Raw genomic sequence first — 15496 nt, 5'->3', positions numbered from 1 at the left:
CCGGGCCTCGAAGTGATGTGAGCAAGCAAAGTCTCAACGCCTGCTGAGACTTGCAGGTGATTGAATCCAAGTCAATGAGTAGCGCGGCGGGAAACCACATGCTGTGACGTTTCACAACGCTCGCGAAGCGAGTAGATGATCACCGGCGAGCGTGGGCAGCGCCAGCACGGGACCGGCAGCTACGCGGCGTAACAGCGGTATCGCCATCGCCGCCTAGAAGCAGCCGGCAGATCGACGGCTGGGAATGCGCCGGGTGAGGCGACTCGACGGTATCGACGCGGCGGGCGCGTCACCGCCGCGTGACCGACCGGGCAGGTCTCACAACATCGGATGAACGAAAACCTTCGCCAGGGCGGCATCGATGTCCAGGCTCGGATCCAGTAAGGCCGCAGCCCGTGCGGCCGATGTCGCAAGCTGGATGATCCATTCGACTATGGTCTCGACCGCGAAGGTTTCGCCGTCGTCCAACCAGTACGCGGCACCCTCGTCGATGGCCGCCACGATCGCGCGCCCGGTCATGCGCACCGCGGGACGCTGGGGGTCCATCCCGGCTACCGCGGCGAGCCACTCGATGGCCCGCCACCGTGCATCCTCGAACGTTGCCCACGCCTCGGGGTCGGCGCCGCGACCACCGAGAATCAACCGCAGTGACAAACCTTTGTGCGCAGCGAGATAGCGCAGATGCGACGCCAGCGCCTCCCGGATCTGGCGCTGCGGGGGCAGGTCCGGCCGCAGCACCAACGAAGCGTTCAGTTCTTCGGCGGTCTGACGCATAACCGCGAGGTAGATCTCGCGCTTGTTGCCGAAGTGGTGATACAGCAGGCCGTGGGCGACCCCCGCGGCCTCAGCGATGTCGGCGACGGCGACCTCGTCGTAGCCGCGCTCGGCGAACAGCCGTACCGCCGCATCGAGTAACCGTTGGCGGGTTTCACCGGCTTGCGCAGCTCGCGCTGTTCCGCGAGTACCGGCCCGTGTGGCGGCCATCGACATCCTTCCCCTCCGCCGGGTCCTTGCCCTCCCCGATCGGCGTCCTCCCGATCCAGAAACAAATTGATTCTATTTCATTGACCTAGATTCAACTTGTGAAAGATCGCACTCACAGCGGCCTTCGCACCGCTGGCGCAGCGAGGGCGTGACTCCGACGTGGCCGCCCGGCCCGCGGTCATCCTGCCGCGGACACCTACGGAAAAGCGCTGCTCGGCGTGCCAGAACACATCACGCCGCTCATATGAGCGCGCCAATATCGGCAGGTGGCGATGTCGCGGTCGATCACGAAGCTCGAGCATGACCGTTCTAGGGCAGTGAAGTTTCGACCATTTCGACGATCGATGTGATGGTTGCCGGATCCAGTGCCGACTGTTCGAAGTGAACCTGTCGATCGATAAGTCCCTCGATGACGATCACACACAATTCAGCCGCGGCGGCGTTCGGCCGATGCCCGACATCGGCGAAACGATCCTGGACGAACCGTACGAACGCCGCGCGCTGCTGCTCGAATTTGTCGCGCAGAACCGGGTTGGTCCGGCTCGCGCCCACCAAGTGGTGACGCGCGACCACACGATAGCGAGCCTGCGCTCTGGTCATCGCATCGATGAACTGGGTCACTGCTGCGGTGATCGCCGCCGCCGACCATTGCTGTCCGCCAGAAAACAACTCCTGCGCGACGGCCATGTCCTGAACGAACAACTCCTCGACCGCGAGTTCGAGCAACCGCTCCCGGGTCGGCGCGTGATAGTTGACAGAACCGGTAGGCAGATCGGCTGCGGCGTCAACTGCCCGGTGGGTGAAACCACGCATGCCCTGCTCACCCAAAACATGCAGGGCAGCCACCGCGAGCTGCTTGCGTCGTTGCGCGGAATCACTACGCGCTTTGCGCTGCTGGGTCACCTCACAGAATGTAGTCACCGAGCCAGAATCGCCCCCGACACCGCCGAATCCCGATGCTCGATCCAATTCCGCCCTGCCGCACGGGGTGCCTCGCACACGCCGCGACCGGGAATCCAATTTTCCCTGACGATCCACGCTGCCATGGATGGTGGGCGCCGCCAGCCGCACCACCGACGCGGGCGGCAATTCCGATAGTGACCCTTGCCACACCCCGGTACGTGAGCGTACCGTGCTGATGGTACATAGATGTACCACACTGGAGGTGCCGCATGGCCACGGTGAAACTGCCCGACGGACCGAATACTCCGGCCTTGTTACAGGCCATCCAACTGATGGCGGGCCGCGACCGTGCGTGGCGCCGACTGCACGAGCGGTACGGCTCGGCATTCACGGTGTACCTACCCCGCTTCGGGCGGACGGTGATGATATCCGAACCGACCGAGGTGAAGGCACTGTTCACCGCGACCTCGGACGTGTCCGATGTCGCCGATGTCAACCTCGGGCAGTTCCTCGGTCCCGGTTCGCTGTTCTCGCTGCGCGGCGCCGAACACCGCAAGCAGCGAAAATTGCTGACCCCGCCGTTCCACGGTCGCCGCCTCGCGGTATATGAGGAGCTGGTCGAGGAGGAGACGGTGCGTGAGCTGGCCACCTGGCCGCAGGGCCGGGAGTTCGCGACCATGGATTCGATGATGCGGATCACCCTGAATGTGATCCTGCGCGCCGTATTCGGCGCCGAGGGCAAGGAATTCGACGAACTGCGCGAACTGCTGCCCAAACTGGTGCTGGTCGGCTCGGCGCTCGCGGCGCTGCCGACGCCGCCGAACTTCTTGGGGCGATACGGCCCGTGGGGCCGCTTCGCCGCATACCGCCGCGACTACGACGAAATCGTCGGCAGGCTCATCGACCGCGCCGCCACCGACGAACAGCTCGCAGACCGCGACGACGTGCTGGCAATGATGCTGCAGGCCCGCTACGACGACGGCACCGCGATGACCCGCAGCGAGATCGCCGACGAACTGCTCACCCTGCTCTCCGCGGGCCACGAGACCACGGCGACCACCCTGTCGTGGACCATCGAGCGGTTGCGCAGGCATCCGGAAGTGTTGCGGCGCTTGGTCGCCGAGGCCGACGAAGGCGGTTCGGCACTGCGCGAAGCCACCCTGCTGGAGGTACAGCGGGTGCGTCCGGTCATCGGGCTGACGCCCCGCCAGATCCGCGCGGAGTCGATGCAGTTGGGGCGGTGGACCCTGCCCGAGGGACAGAATGTGCTGATCAGCATTCGGCTCATGCACGACAACGAGGAGCTGTTCCCGAATGCCCGCGCCTTCGATCCGGATCGTTTCGTCGGTGTCCGACCGGGCACCTTCAGCTGGATTCCATTCGGCGGCGGCGCCAGGCGTTGCATCGGCGCGGCCTTCGCCACCATGGAGATGAATGTCGTATTGCGCACGCTGCTACGGGATTTCACGCTCGAGCCGACCGCCGCACCGGATGAGCGCACGCACTTCCGCGGTGTTGCGCTGGTGCCCGCGAAGAAGGGCCGCGCCGTGGTGTACCGCCGCACGCCTCGGCCGAGCTCGGCCGAGGCCAGGGCGCAACACGTGAGGGCATGAGCGCGTCGAGGAATGCCGACCCAATCCTGGTTGCGGCAACTCAGGCGACCTCCTGCGGCCACGCTGTGGCTCGAGTCCCTGACTCGGATCTACGCTCGGAGCGCTGGAAACCTGAACCAAACACCTCGGCACTGCCGACGGGTGGTGGCTGTCGTGCTGATCGCACCGGTCATCCCACCACAAACACCCGTGCACGAACTACGCACCGCACCACAACAGGTCGCGACGCCCAACGCCCCCGGCATCGTCTACAGCATGTGCACCCTCGGCACCGCCGGACGCATCCACGACCGCGCAGTACTCGACGCACTCGACTGGACCAGCGGCACCCCGCCTCGCAATCCGCTGCCATACGACGGCATCCGCTCATCCACGCCACCGATCTCGGCACCGCACACGTTACCGGCGGCTACTTCCGCATCCCCTTCCGGCAACGACACCAAGCAGACCTGGACATCGGCGATTCGCCTGCCATTGACAGTGGGCGGGTCGTGGCGGCGTTGCCGGCAGTCGTGCCCAATGACGACGAAGCCCGAACAGTCATTTCGGCGATGCAGGCGGCGGCACGCGGGATCTCCGTGGCTCGCACAATACCTATCGCAGCTGAGGTGCGAATCGCGGGCCGAGAGTGATCAGAGTGCGGCGCTTTCCGGCGCGGTGGAGATCGTTAGGTCGCTGACCGTCTGCTCGAGTTCCGCGACGCCGGACGATGCGCGGGCCGTGGTGCGCCAGGCGACGTGCCCGTCGGGTCGGACCAGGACGGCACCGTGCTCGCCGACCTCGAACAGGTCGAGCATCTGCTGCCGGTCGGCAATTGCGGCGTCCAGGCCCACCACGGTGACGGGCATCGCGGCGGGGACAGCGGTGCGCCAGGTCTGCGGCTCCGGGGTGAACAGCGTGTAGTCACGCAGGTCGAGCAGGTCGTGGGTGGACACGACGCCGCCGTCACCGGCCAGCCAGGCGTGCGGCAGACGGGCACCGGGCCACGTCGTCGGCCGGTATTCCATTACGCCTTCACCGTGCATCGGCTGTGGCGTCGGCTCGGTCCGGATGAGACCCCCGCAGTAGGCGTAGCCGAACTCGAGCCCAGTGGATGCGAACTCTTCCATCTGGCCCGGTATCCGGCGTTCGACTGCCTCGCGCCGGTCGCGCGCAGATGCGCTGTCTCCCAATAGTTTCGCGGTCGGCCGGATCGCAAGCTTCATCATGCCGTCGGCGACGCGCCGTGTGATCATCGCAGGGAGCCGATCGACGAGAGGGTGTGCAAAAGTGCGGGTGACCCGGGCAAGGGTGCGGTTGCCCGAGGTCAGTCCATCCATGACATCGTCGAGATTGAAGTGGTTGGCGACGCTTTGCGCGGCGAAGCGTTCCACCACGGGCCGTCGTTCGGGTTCGTAGCTGTCCAGCAACGTGGCCGGTGCGCGGCCCTCGAATACCGCGGCCAGTTTCCAGGCGAGATTGTGCGCGTCCTGCACACCGCTGTTGAGGCCGAACCCGCCGGTATGCGGGAACCGGTGGGCCGCGTCACCGGCCAGGATCACATTGCCGCTGGTGAAGGTCTCGGCCATCTGGCTGGTCATTGTCCAGGTGCCGGTGGAATGTATCCGAAACGGTTCCTCACGCCCGATCACCCGCGGCAGCGTCCGCGCCCAGAACCCGCGCCCGTCCCGGGCGATCTCCTGCTTTTCGCTCAGGTACGGGGTCATCAACACGTAGTTGTCGTCAGCGTGTGCTACCAAAATGCCGCAGAACGCCGGGGAGTAGATGAAGCTGAGCAGCGGGCGGGTGCCGTCGGAGAACAGCTTGGCGTTGAAGAAGACGCTGGCCATGTTGGCCAGCACCGGCCCGCGCATCGCGATGCCCAGCGCGTCGCGCACAGCGCTGTTCGCGCCGTCGGCGGCGACCACGAACCGCGACGAAATCTCCTCGGTGGCACCGTCTGCGGCTACCGCCCGCACCGTCGCGCCCGATGGCGTCGTACTGACGCGCTGTACCTGGACGCCTCGCCGGACGTTCACGAGGGGATCAGCGTCGACGACGTCCCAGAGGACCGCCATGAGCTGCTGCTGGCCGATGTGTGAGATGAGGAACCGGCTGTGGCTCTTGACGCGCTCCACCCGCTCGGTGAAGGCCAGCAGGTCGATCTCACCCAGTCGCGGGCTGCTCAGATCGGTGTACCACCGGATCGTGGCGATCTCCTCGGGCGGCGGTGCCAGGGCGGCGATCCGCCCGGCCAGCTCCGGGGAGGCGTGGTGCCAAATTTCCTGTGAGCGGGCGTTCAAAATCGTCGCGGCCGGGTGGTTCAACACCTCGGTACGGCGTTCCAGGACGGTGCTGGCGATACCGTAGCGGGCCAGTAGTAATGCCAAGGTGCATCCGGTCGAGCCCGCGCCGACGATGGTCACCTGGGGCATGGCAGCGTCTCGACGTTGATCTTCTCGGGTGTGGTCTACTGAGCCGTGCCGGGTCGGGGGGGTCGACTGAGACATCTTTGTTCTCCGGTTCTCTGGGTCAACGCTCGGTGTTGTGCTGCGCGCCGAGGTCGAGCACTCCATCGTCGGTACGGGTCGGCTGCATACGCGGTGTGAGCATCGACGTGGCGGCGGGGATGAGGCGGCCTCGGATCTCGAGGTCGATATTGCGGCGGACGATGCCGAATCGTGGCCCGATACCATAGGCGGACAGGTCCACCCGCGCGGCCGTCGCGGCGACGAGTTCGGGGCCGTCCGGTGCAAGCTCGACATCGAGTTGCATTTCGGTCGTGGCATCGCGAACGGTCAGCTTGCCTTGCACCTCGAGTCGCGTGCGTCCGCGACTGACGGCATGACCATGGAACGAAATCACCGGGTGCGTTCGCGCGTCCAGGAACTCGGGCCCGCACAGATGCCGGTCTCGCATCCGCATACCGGTGGTGACGCTAGCGGCGTGCAGTTCCAGCAGAACCGTGGCTGTTCCATCCTGACTCCAGGTTATCGAGCCGGAAGCTCGGCGAAAGCGGCCGCAGACCGGGAGCAGCCCCCAGAGCCCGCGGGCGGAGAACCCGATGTCCGCGGTTGTCGGGTCGAGTTTCCAGACACCAGCGCGAACCACCATCCCGGTGTGCGCTCGATCACCAGTGCTCATGCGAACAACCGATCCGATGAACCTGTGCGTGCCTGAATGCATTCCGAAAATGGCATGGCGACAACATATTTCACTGTTCCAAGACTCTCATCGAGACAGGGGCGTTGCGGCCCGCCACATGCAGCCGGGTCAACACCAGCCAGGTCGACCCTGACAGCGACTGCGTCGACGGATTTTCGAACAGTCGCTCCAGCCAGACGAGTTGCGAATCCGAACCACCATATCGGCAACGATGTTACCGTTATTGCGGCCGGTGTCAACAGCGGGTCACACCCTGAGATTCAGGAACGTCTTTGAACTCCCGATCACGGTTTCAAGCCTCACCCGCAGCCCCTCCGCTGAAGGTGGTGGTTCGTATGCCCACGCACCCGGCGGCCAAGGTTTTCGCGGAGCGAAGACGACCACCGCCCGAGATCTTTATCAGTGCGGTCAGGAAGGCTCGCGCTGGGCCTCGTCCGCGATCCAGGCCGCAATTTGCGCGCGGGAGGTGAATCCGAGTTTGCTCAGGATATGTTCGACATGCCCGTCCGCGGTGCGCTGCGAGATCACCAATTTCGCGGCGATCTGCTTGTTGGTGAGTCCCTGGGCAATAAGGTCTGCGACCTGCCGTTCGCGCTTGGTCAATGTCAGTTGCGAAGCGAGCGCGGTGGCGGTCGGCGCCTCACCCAGTGCGTAGGTCACTGCGGCGTTGTGTTCCATGGCCTGGCCGCGCCGGAAGGCCGTATCGAATCGTCGTTCGCCGAGCGTGCGACGCACCGTGCGCTCGCATTCGTCGTGAACGTGGGTCGCCCCCGGGAAGACAGCAAACCCAGACGCGGCGGACCGCAGAAGATTCTCCGCGGCACCCATCAGCACGGCCGCGCGCTCACCGTCCTCATCGGCGACGGTCCAGGCCAGTCCCTCGAGATCGAGCGCCGCTACGACTGGGCTGCGCATGCGCTGGTTGACTCGCAGCGATTCCTGCAGCAACTGCTGCGCGTGAGACCCCTCGCCTTGCAGCCATGTTGCAAGGCCCAACCCCCACAGCGCACTCGACCGATAAAGTGATTCACCGCATTCTTCGGTAATAGACAGGATTTGCTCGTGACATTCGATTGCCCGCGGTATATCGCCCTGCGCTGTATAGGCCCCACCGAGCAGCATCAACGCGGAAATGTATAGGTACCCTCGCCTATTCGAGCTGAACGCCTCCACGGCACGCTCGAAGAAGGAGACTGCGCGAGCGGGGTCGTCTCGATAAAGCGCCAGCATGCCGTCGGCGTAGGCGATCAGCGCCTGGTTCATGGGAGTGGGATCCTGTTCGGCGAGGGCGCGCGCCTGCTCCAGTAATGACGCTGCCGATCGAAGGTCCCGCTGCGCCGTGGCCATGATAATGCTGGCCTCGAGCGCCTTGACACGGTCGGATATCGAGCCCGCGTCCGGGTTGGTCAGGGCACGGTCGAGCCACCGTCGACCTTCACCGTACCGACCCCGAAAGCTCCAGAACCCGAATAGCGCATTGGCGGTGCGCAGCCCGGCATCGGCCGAGTCCGCACTGTCCTCGGAGAGGGAGAACTCGAGGGCAGCCCGCAGATTCGGCTGCTCGCGATCGACGCGTGCCAGCCAGTCGGGCTGGCGGTCACTGAACCAGTCCGCCACCGAATCCAGCACCAACCGCTGGCACCAGTCGCGGTGTCGTCGACGTAGATCCCGGTCTTCGCCGGACTCTTGCAACTGCTCGCGCCCGTAGTCGCGCATGGTCTCGAGCATCCGGAAGCGCACGACGCCATCCACTTCGTCGCGGTTCACAATCGATTTGTCGACCAGGGAGGACAAGGCATCCAGCAGATTCTCCGGCGCAAGGTCGGCGCCGCACACCTGTTCGGCGGCATCGAGTTCGAAACCGCTGGCGAACACCGACGACCGGGCCCACAACCGCTGCTCGACCGGCGTGCACAATTGGTAGCTCCAGTCGATGCACCACTGCAACGTCTGCTGCCGCCTAGGCGCGCTGCGCATACCGCGGGTGAGCAGCGCGTACCGGTCGCTCAGCCGCTCCAGGATCTGCTCAGGCGACATGGCGCGCATCCGAGCCGCGGCGAGCTCGATCGCCAACGGCAACCCGTCCAACCGGGCACAGATCCCGACCACCGCGGCCTTATTGTCCTCGGTGACCGCGAACCCCGGCACGGCCGCCGCAGCGCGATCGGCGAACAAACTCACCGCATCGTATTTGGGCAATCCCCGCAGCGTCAGCGCACCGCCAGCGCCAGGAACGGCCAACGGCCGCACCCGCAACACCACTTCCCCGGCGACATCCAACGGCTCACGGCTGGTGACCAGAATCCGCACACCCGGACACCCCAGCAACAACTCCTCGACCAGCTCCGCCAACGCCCGCACAATCTGCTCGCCGTTGTCCAGAACAAGCAGCATCTCCCGGGAACGCAGGAACCCGAGCAGCACCTGCCGCATCGGCCGAGCCGAATCGTCGCGCAGGCCGATACCGGCCGCCACGACATCGACCAGCAACACCGGGTCCCGCACGTCGGCCAGCTCGATCATCCGCACCCCATCGGCGAAATCGCGTCGAGCATTCGACGCCGCCCGCAGCGCCAGCCGGGTCTTGCCGACACCACCGATCCCCGCCAACGTCACCAACCGCGACACCGACAGCAGGTTCTTGATCTCCGCCGTCTCAGTGCGACGGTCGACGAAACTGGTCAACTCGAGCGGCAGCTCACCAGTGCTACCGCGACCCTCTTCGATCCGCCGCGGAGCCGAATCCGGCATGTGGTCCCACACCCCTTGGGCTGCAACCGGTTTCCCGTGCAGAGCCATCTCGCCCACCTGGTATCCGTGGTGGTGTTGTACCTGCCGGATCGCCTCGCCGATCTCCGCCGCCGACGGCCGCTTCGTCGGATCTCGGTTCATCGCCGATTCCACCACCGCCGCCACGTCATCGGGAATTCCGCCCGCACGCAGGTCCGGCACCGGCTGGCTGGTGATCCGTAAGAACTGTGCCACCACCTGCTCACCGCTCCGACGCTCGAAGGCGGCATGCCCGGTCAACGCGCAGAACAAGGTCGCACCCAGACCGTAGACATCCGCCGCCGCGGTCGGCGTCTCGCCGCCGAGCACCTCCGGTGCGGTGAACGCCGGAGAAGCGGTCAAGGTACCCGTGGCCGTCTCGAATCCGCCGACAATGCGGGCGATACCGAAATCGGTCAGCGCGGGCTCACCGTAATCGGTGAGCAGAATATTGCCCGGCTTCACATCCCGATGCACGATACCGAGCCGATGCGCGCTCTCGAGCGCACCGGCGATCTTCACTCCGATCCACAGCACGGTTTGCACCGGCATCGGCCCCTGCCGACGAACCCACGTGTCCAGCGAATCCAACGGGTGATACGGCATCACCAGATAGGGCCGCGCGCTCGCGGTGACACCCGCTTGGAGCACCGTGACGATGTTCGGATGCCCGGTCAACCGACCCATCGCCTTCTGCTCGCGTAAAAACCGCGTCTGGTTGTCTTCGTCCAGCTCGGCGGTCAGCACCTTCACCGCAACCGTGCGGTCCAAGGCCACCTGCGTGCACCGATAGACCACCCCGAAACCACCGCGGCCGATCTCTTCGGCGTCCTCGAATCCGGACGCGCTCAACTCCACCGAGACGGGCATATTCACGTCACGTTGGGTCCGCGGTGAATCATCACCGACCATCAGCGGTGGGCAATCCACTCCATACGTGCACGAACATCGGGCACCATGCGCTTACCTTTCGACAATGCCCAGCGTATCGCCGACCACAGTGCACGGGCCGCCCTTGTCGGCTTTCAGCCGAGAGCGCCCTCGCCCGGAAAATCGGTGGACCTCGCTCGCCACGCCTGCGCCGGCGACTGCTTCAAACGACGCTTCAGCCGACGCACCCTTGCGACACCTGTCAAAGTAGATCGAGAGCGGCGCGCACAATGCTGTCGGAGTCGATGCCGTGATAGCGGTAGACATCGTCGAGGGAGCCGACCTGCCCGAACCGTGAGACACCCAATGCGGTGTGGCGCACCCGATTGATCCCGGACAGGAAAGCCAGCGTGTGTGGGTGGCCGTCGAGGACCGTGAGCAGCGGGGTGGCGCGATCGGAAGGGAAGAGCTGATCGAGAATCCAGGTCTCGCCGGTGCCTCGGCCTCGGCGTGCCTGGATTGCTTGGAACAGCAGGCCGGGGCTGGTGATGCAGAGGACGTCAGCGGGGACACCTGTGTGCGTGAGACGTGCTGCGGCGGCGAGGGCCTCGGTCATCATCGCGCCCATTGCCGCGATGGTCACCTTGGCGTCGTCGTGACGGACCAGTGGGTAGCCACCGGCGACGACCTGTCGGCGGCGGCGTTCGCGTGCAGCGGGGTCCGATGGGACTGCTGCCAGCGTCTGGTCGACAGGCCGGGTCGACAGGCGCAGGTAGGCCGAGGAGCCGTCCGGCCGCCCGAGGCGGGACAGACAAGCGAGCAACGTCCACTCGACGTCGATGGAGAATGCGGGTTCGTAGCTGACACAGCCCGGTTGTTCGAGGCCGATCGAGGGTGTCTTGATGGATTGGTGTGCTCCGCCCTCGGCGGCCAGGGTGACGCCGGAGGGAGTGCCGACAAGTATGGATTGGCCACCGGCGTAGATGCCATACGACCAGGGTTCGAGCGCGCGTTCGACGAAAGGATCGTAGAGAACTCCAATGGGCAGCAGCGGCTGTCCCCATCGACTCCAGGTTGCGCCGAGTTCACCGATCAGGCCGACGAGGTTCGTTTCCGCGATGCCCAGTTCCATGTGCTGGCCGGTGGGCTTTTCGCGCCAATGCAGGATTGTCTCGGCGTCGTCGGCGAACCAGTTGTGCCGTTCTGCCGACGACCACACCCCGACCTTGTTCACCCACCCGGCGAGGTTGGTCGTCGAACTCACGTCCGGACTCACTGTGACAACACGTTTGGCCGCGTCGGGCGCCGCCCGGGTCAAGTCGAGCAACACCCGCCCGAGCGCTGATTGCGTGGTCGCCGTGCTCTTGGGAGTGCGGCCGAAATCGGACGGAATCGTCGCGGGTCGGGCAGTGCTGATCGGGTCGCGGCGCAGCCGTTGCGCGACCATAGCGCAGACGCGTCCGGATGCGGTGCCGTCGTCGAATCGCTGCCAGGGTTTGTGGGGGTCCATGCCCAATTCGCTTGCCAGCTGGGCGTACTCGTCGACGCTCAGTAGTGACGAGTGGTTTTGGGGGTGGCCCTGGATGGGCAGTCCGTAACCTTTGATGGTGTAGGCGAAGATGATGGTCGGCCGTGTGTCATCGATCTGCCGGTACGCCGCGGACAACGCCGCGAGGTCGTGGCCGCCGAGGTTGCGGATCGCCGCGGTCAAGGTTTGGTCGTCGATTCCGGCGATCAGCTCTGTGATTTCGGTGCTCCCGTTCCCGGTGCCGGGCAGCCGGGTACGCAGTTCGTCGGCGTTGCAGCGCAGCAGCCGTTGGTATTCCGGATTCGGCATATCCAGGATCCGGTCCCGGAGCTCGGATCCGCCGGGTCGGGCGAACAGCGTATCGAGCAGCTGCCCGAATTTTACGGTGATCACTTGCCAGCCCGCGGCATCGAACATCTTCTCGAGCCTGCGTGCGGCGATGTTGGGTACCACACGATCGAGAGATTGCCGGTTGAGATCGACGATCCACACTACCTCGCCCAAATCGACTATGCCGGGATCGAGGATGGCTTCCCACACCGCGCCTTCGTCGAGTTCGGCGTCGCCGACCAGGGAGTACTGGCGACCGGTGCCGGCGTCACCGCCGATGGTATTGACATACCGGCGCGCCATCGCTCCCCAAATCGGAGCGGTTGCTCCGATTCCGACCGATCCGGTCGAGTAGTCGACGGGGTCGGGGTCTTTGGCCCGGCTCGGGTAGGACTGCAATCCACCGAACTCGCGCAATGCGGTCATGTACGACTCGTCGAGTTCGCCCAGCAGATAGTTGATGCTGTGCAGGACCGGGGACGCGTGGGGCTTGACCGACACGCGGTCACCTGGCCGGAGGTGCTCGAACCACAGTGCGGTCATGATCGACACCATCGACGCGCACGACGCTTGATGGCCCCCGACCTTGAGCCCACTCGGGTTGGGGCGTACCCGATTGGCATGGTGGATCATCGCCGTGGACAGCCACAGCACTCGTTGCTGAATCGCCTCGAGCGCTTCGGGAGGGGGCGCACCGAAGCTCTGGGCTTCAGGATCGACGGCCGGGGCGTTCATCGGGACTTCTCCTCGCACCAAATTTGTTGCGGCCATGCGCATTCGAACTCTCGGTCGGGGGCACACAGTGACCGGATCCGGATTGCTCATGGACGTTGTGCGTCCGAATCGGGATTCAGCCGGGAATCGGGCGGATCGCCCTCCTATGACCGTCCTGTTGTGCAGAACTGCCGTCAAGTGCAGCAACTCAGCGTCTTCTGCGCAATACTTGTACCTCGAGTTGATCAGATTGCATCCGAGGGATCCGTTCCGACTAGACCGGGGTTATCACAATGCCAAGCACGCACACCGTCGACCAGATCGACGCGCGGATCCTGCTCGCGCTCGCCGACGCTCCGCGGGCGACCGTGCTGGCTCTTGCCGCCGAGACCGGACTGTCACGAAACACTGTGCAGGCGCGCCTGAGCAAGCTCGACGCCGCGGGCTCGCTGCACTCGTTCGAGCGGCGCATCAATCCGCTGGCGCTGGGCTACCCACTGCAAGCATTTGTCCTCACCAACGTCACCCAGCGCAAACTCGCCGCTGTCGCGGCGGCACTCGCCGACATTCCGGAAGTCCTCGAAGTACACGGACTCAGCGGTGTCGCCGATCTGCTCATTCATGTGGCAGCCCGCGACGCGGATGACCTCTACCGGGTGGCTGGTCAGATCCTCGACATCAAAGGCGTTAAACGCACCAGTACCGCACTGGTTATGCGCGAACTGGTCGACTACCGCATCAATCCACTGGTCGCCGCACTGGCCAGTGCCGCGCAGGACGAACGTCAACCCGATTCACGGTGAGACCACATCGAAGCCTGGGACAGCCTCGCGCGCCCGCAAGTGGTCGGCTCAGGTGAGGGAACAGGACTGCGGGAGATCAGCTCGCACCAACAGTTGCGACTGGGCTCGGCAGAGGATGTCGACGTAAGCATCGGACATGTACCGGGAACCGGGTCGGGAGTACGCGCAGATTTCGCGGTAAATCGGCGGTGTCAACGACCGGGCGAAGCGACGATATTCCCCCTGTACCGCATTATCGGGGACCAGCGTAACCGCCACACCGCTGGATGCCAGCTCCAATGCGGCCTGGACCTGCATGGTCCAGACCGCGGCGAGCGGTTCGAATCCTGCTGCGGCGCAGAGCGTTCTGATCACCCGCGTCAGCCCGTTCTCCTTGTCGAACAGCACCCACTGATGGCCCTTCAGATCCGCCAATGACAGCGGCGCGTCGGTCGATACGCCGCTGTCGGGCCCGGCGACAAGGACCAGTTCTTCGAATCCGATGGAGGCCACATCGGCGCCGGATAACCCCGTTCGAGGACCGATCGCCAGATCGCCTTCACCATCACGGAACGCGGCCTCCATCGCTGTGGCATGCGGGTAGTCCTTGATCTCGAGCACGACCTCGGGAAACCTTTCGTGCCAGACGGCGATGCCCGAGGGAAGGATGGCGTTGGCCACCGATCGGACGGTGAGCACCTCGAGATCGCCTCGTCGACCGGTCCGCGCATCATCAACTGCTTGTTCGGCTCGCTCGACGACGGCGAGAATATCTCGCGCCACGGGCAGCAGTGCCCGGCCCGCGGGAGTGGGCCGGATACCCTGCGCCGTGCGATCGAGCAGCGTGACCTTCAGGTCTGTTTCCAGACGCTTTATCTGCTGGGAAAGTGAAGGTTGAGCGATGAAAAGCCGCTCGGCCGCCATGGTGAACGACTTCAGCTCACAGACCGCCACAAAGTATTGAAGCCGTCGTAGATTCACGAGTCCGCACGCTACGAGCCCCCATCGGCTTTGTCTATATGGGCCTGGGTCTCAGTCTCAGGGTTGGAGTGATTCGGCACATTGGCTAGTCGGATCCGTCAGGCACCTGCGCGAGGTGGCTTTTGACAGCCTGTTCCAGGTGCACCAGGTCGTTGGCGATGCTGACGTAGTTGAAGCCTTCGGCTAGTCGGCGCGCGGCGGTGACGCCGTCCGGGCAATGGATGCCTACTGCTTTTCCTGCCGCTTCGGCAGCCTTCAGCACGGTGCGGAGGGCGTCGTCGAATTCGGCGTCGACCGCGGGGTCGGTGGGGGTGGCGCCGCCGAGTGCGAGGCGCAGATCCGATGGTCCGATGTAGATCGCGTCGACGCCGGGAACCGACGCGATCTCGGCGGCATTGCGTAGTCCGGATACGGTCTCGATCATCACCATGCAGGCGATCTCGGCGTTGGCTCGGGCCGGCGACGGCCCGATTCGCAGCCCCGCGCGCAGGGCCCCGTTACTACGGTGGCCTACCGGAGGGAAGCGACAGGCCGCCACCGCGGCTTCGGCCTCAGCCGCCGTATCGACCATCGGCACGACGACGCCGCGGGCACCCGCGTCGAGAGCCTGGGCAATCCAGAACGGATCGTTGGCTTGCACCCGGACAAGCGCTGCCGTGCCGGTGCCCGCGGCGTCGATCGCGGTGATTCCGGCCAGCAGGCCCCGATATTCGATCAGGCCGTGCTGGGCGTCGAGACAGACATAGTCGTAGCCGGACATGGCGATCCGTTCGGTGGCCACCGGGTTGTCGCACACCACCCAGTAGCCGATGGTCTGTCGCCCGGACCGTAACCGCTCAGCGAATCCTGTCGCGCTTGTTGTCGAATTTCTTGTCATA

General features: G+C 65.1%; 11 protein-coding genes. 2 read left to right on the top strand and 9 right to left on the bottom strand.

All coding sequences use genetic code 11. From position 1 onward, the window contains the following. Positions 1-318 precede the first annotated feature (318 nt). The gene (locus ACIBW7_RS10700) at positions 319-984 is read right to left on the bottom strand and encodes a TetR/AcrR family transcriptional regulator (protein ID WP_397046049.1); all 666 of its coding nucleotides are present in this window, start codon (positions 982-984) and stop codon (positions 319-321) included. Positions 985-1293: 309 nt separating this feature from the next. Beyond that, entirely contained in the window at positions 1294-1905 is a 612-nt protein-coding gene (locus ACIBW7_RS10695) for a TetR/AcrR family transcriptional regulator (protein WP_397046048.1), read from the bottom strand. Positions 1906-2156: 251 nt separating this feature from the next. On the opposite strand from ACIBW7_RS10695, the gene ACIBW7_RS10690 reads away from it, so the two are divergent. Next, on the top strand, positions 2157-3500 hold the full coding sequence (locus ACIBW7_RS10690) for a cytochrome P450 (RefSeq protein ID WP_397046047.1): 1344 nt from the start codon (positions 2157-2159) through the stop codon (positions 3498-3500). A gap of 248 nt (positions 3501-3748) precedes the next feature. On the opposite strand, the gene ACIBW7_RS10685 is transcribed toward ACIBW7_RS10690, so the two are convergent. The 5 genes from ACIBW7_RS10685 to ACIBW7_RS10665 all read right to left on the bottom strand — a co-directional run bounded on the left by ACIBW7_RS10685 (position 3749) and on the right by ACIBW7_RS10665 (position 12876). After that, entirely contained in the window at positions 3749-3940 is a 192-nt protein-coding gene (locus ACIBW7_RS10685) for a hypothetical protein (protein ID WP_040699075.1), read from the bottom strand. Positions 3941-4132: 192 nt separating this feature from the next. Then, positions 4133-5914: an FAD-dependent monooxygenase gene (locus ACIBW7_RS10680; protein WP_397046046.1), complete on the bottom strand. Its 1782-nt coding sequence runs from the start codon at positions 5912-5914 to the stop codon at positions 4133-4135. A gap of 97 nt (positions 5915-6011) precedes the next feature. Then, entirely contained in the window at positions 6012-6623 is a 612-nt protein-coding gene (locus tag ACIBW7_RS10675) for a YceI family protein (RefSeq protein WP_387291794.1), read from the bottom strand. A 429-nt stretch (positions 6624-7052) separates the two neighbouring features. Next, on the bottom strand, positions 7053-10325 hold the full coding sequence (locus ACIBW7_RS10670) for a protein kinase (RefSeq protein WP_397046045.1): 3273 nt from the start codon (positions 10323-10325) through the stop codon (positions 7053-7055). A gap of 220 nt (positions 10326-10545) precedes the next feature. Beyond that, on the bottom strand, positions 10546-12876 hold the full coding sequence (locus ACIBW7_RS10665; protein ID WP_397046044.1) for a transketolase-like TK C-terminal-containing protein: 2331 nt from the start codon (positions 12874-12876) through the stop codon (positions 10546-10548). Between the two features lie 272 nt (positions 12877-13148). On the opposite strand from ACIBW7_RS10665, the gene ACIBW7_RS10660 reads away from it, so the two are divergent. Continuing rightward, positions 13149-13658 carry an Lrp/AsnC family transcriptional regulator gene (locus tag ACIBW7_RS10660; protein WP_357474400.1) on the top strand — a complete coding sequence of 170 codons (510 nt, stop codon included), beginning with the start codon at positions 13149-13151 and terminating at the stop codon, positions 13656-13658. Between the two features lie 48 nt (positions 13659-13706). Here the strand turns inward: ACIBW7_RS10660 and ACIBW7_RS10655 are convergent, their stop codons facing one another. Together ACIBW7_RS10655 and ACIBW7_RS10650 are read right to left on the bottom strand one after the other, a co-directional pair. Continuing rightward, complete coding sequence (locus ACIBW7_RS10655) at positions 13707-14618, bottom strand: LysR family transcriptional regulator (RefSeq protein ID WP_397046043.1); 912 nt, start codon at positions 14616-14618, stop codon at positions 13707-13709. Positions 14619-14703: 85 nt separating this feature from the next. Continuing rightward, complete coding sequence (locus ACIBW7_RS10650; protein WP_397046042.1) at positions 14704-15495, bottom strand: HpcH/HpaI aldolase/citrate lyase family protein; 792 nt, start codon at positions 15493-15495, stop codon at positions 14704-14706. Position 15496 lies beyond the last annotated feature (1 nt).

It is taken from the genome of Nocardia sp. NPDC049526, assembly GCF_044465765.1.
Taxonomy (GTDB): Bacteria; Actinomycetota; Actinomycetes; order Mycobacteriales; family Mycobacteriaceae; genus Nocardia.
The sequence above is the reverse complement of the archived record's forward strand: the minus strand, read 5'-3'. Positions and strand labels throughout refer to the sequence as shown.

Coding starts and splice junctions, on each gene's coding strand:
- ACIBW7_RS10675 (WP_387291794.1), bottom strand. CDS start 6,623: ATGAGCACTGGTGATCGAGCGCACACCGGGATGGTGGTTCGCGCTGGT.
- ACIBW7_RS10700 (WP_397046049.1), bottom strand. CDS start 984: ATGGCCGCCACACGGGCCGGTACTCGCGGAACAGCGCGAGCTGCGCAA.
- ACIBW7_RS10670 (WP_397046045.1), bottom strand. CDS start 10,325: ATGGTCGGTGATGATTCACCGCGGACCCAACGTGACGTGAATATGCCC.
- ACIBW7_RS10680 (WP_397046046.1), bottom strand. CDS start 5,914: ATGCCCCAGGTGACCATCGTCGGCGCGGGCTCGACCGGATGCACCTTG.
- ACIBW7_RS10660 (WP_357474400.1), top strand. CDS start 13,149: ATGCCAAGCACGCACACCGTCGACCAGATCGACGCGCGGATCCTGCTC.
- ACIBW7_RS10690 (WP_397046047.1), top strand. CDS start 2,157: ATGGCCACGGTGAAACTGCCCGACGGACCGAATACTCCGGCCTTGTTA.
- ACIBW7_RS10665 (WP_397046044.1), bottom strand. CDS start 12,876: ATGAACGCCCCGGCCGTCGATCCTGAAGCCCAGAGCTTCGGTGCGCCC.
- ACIBW7_RS10650 (WP_397046042.1), bottom strand. CDS start 15,495: ATGACAAGAAATTCGACAACAAGCGCGACAGGATTCGCTGAGCGGTTA.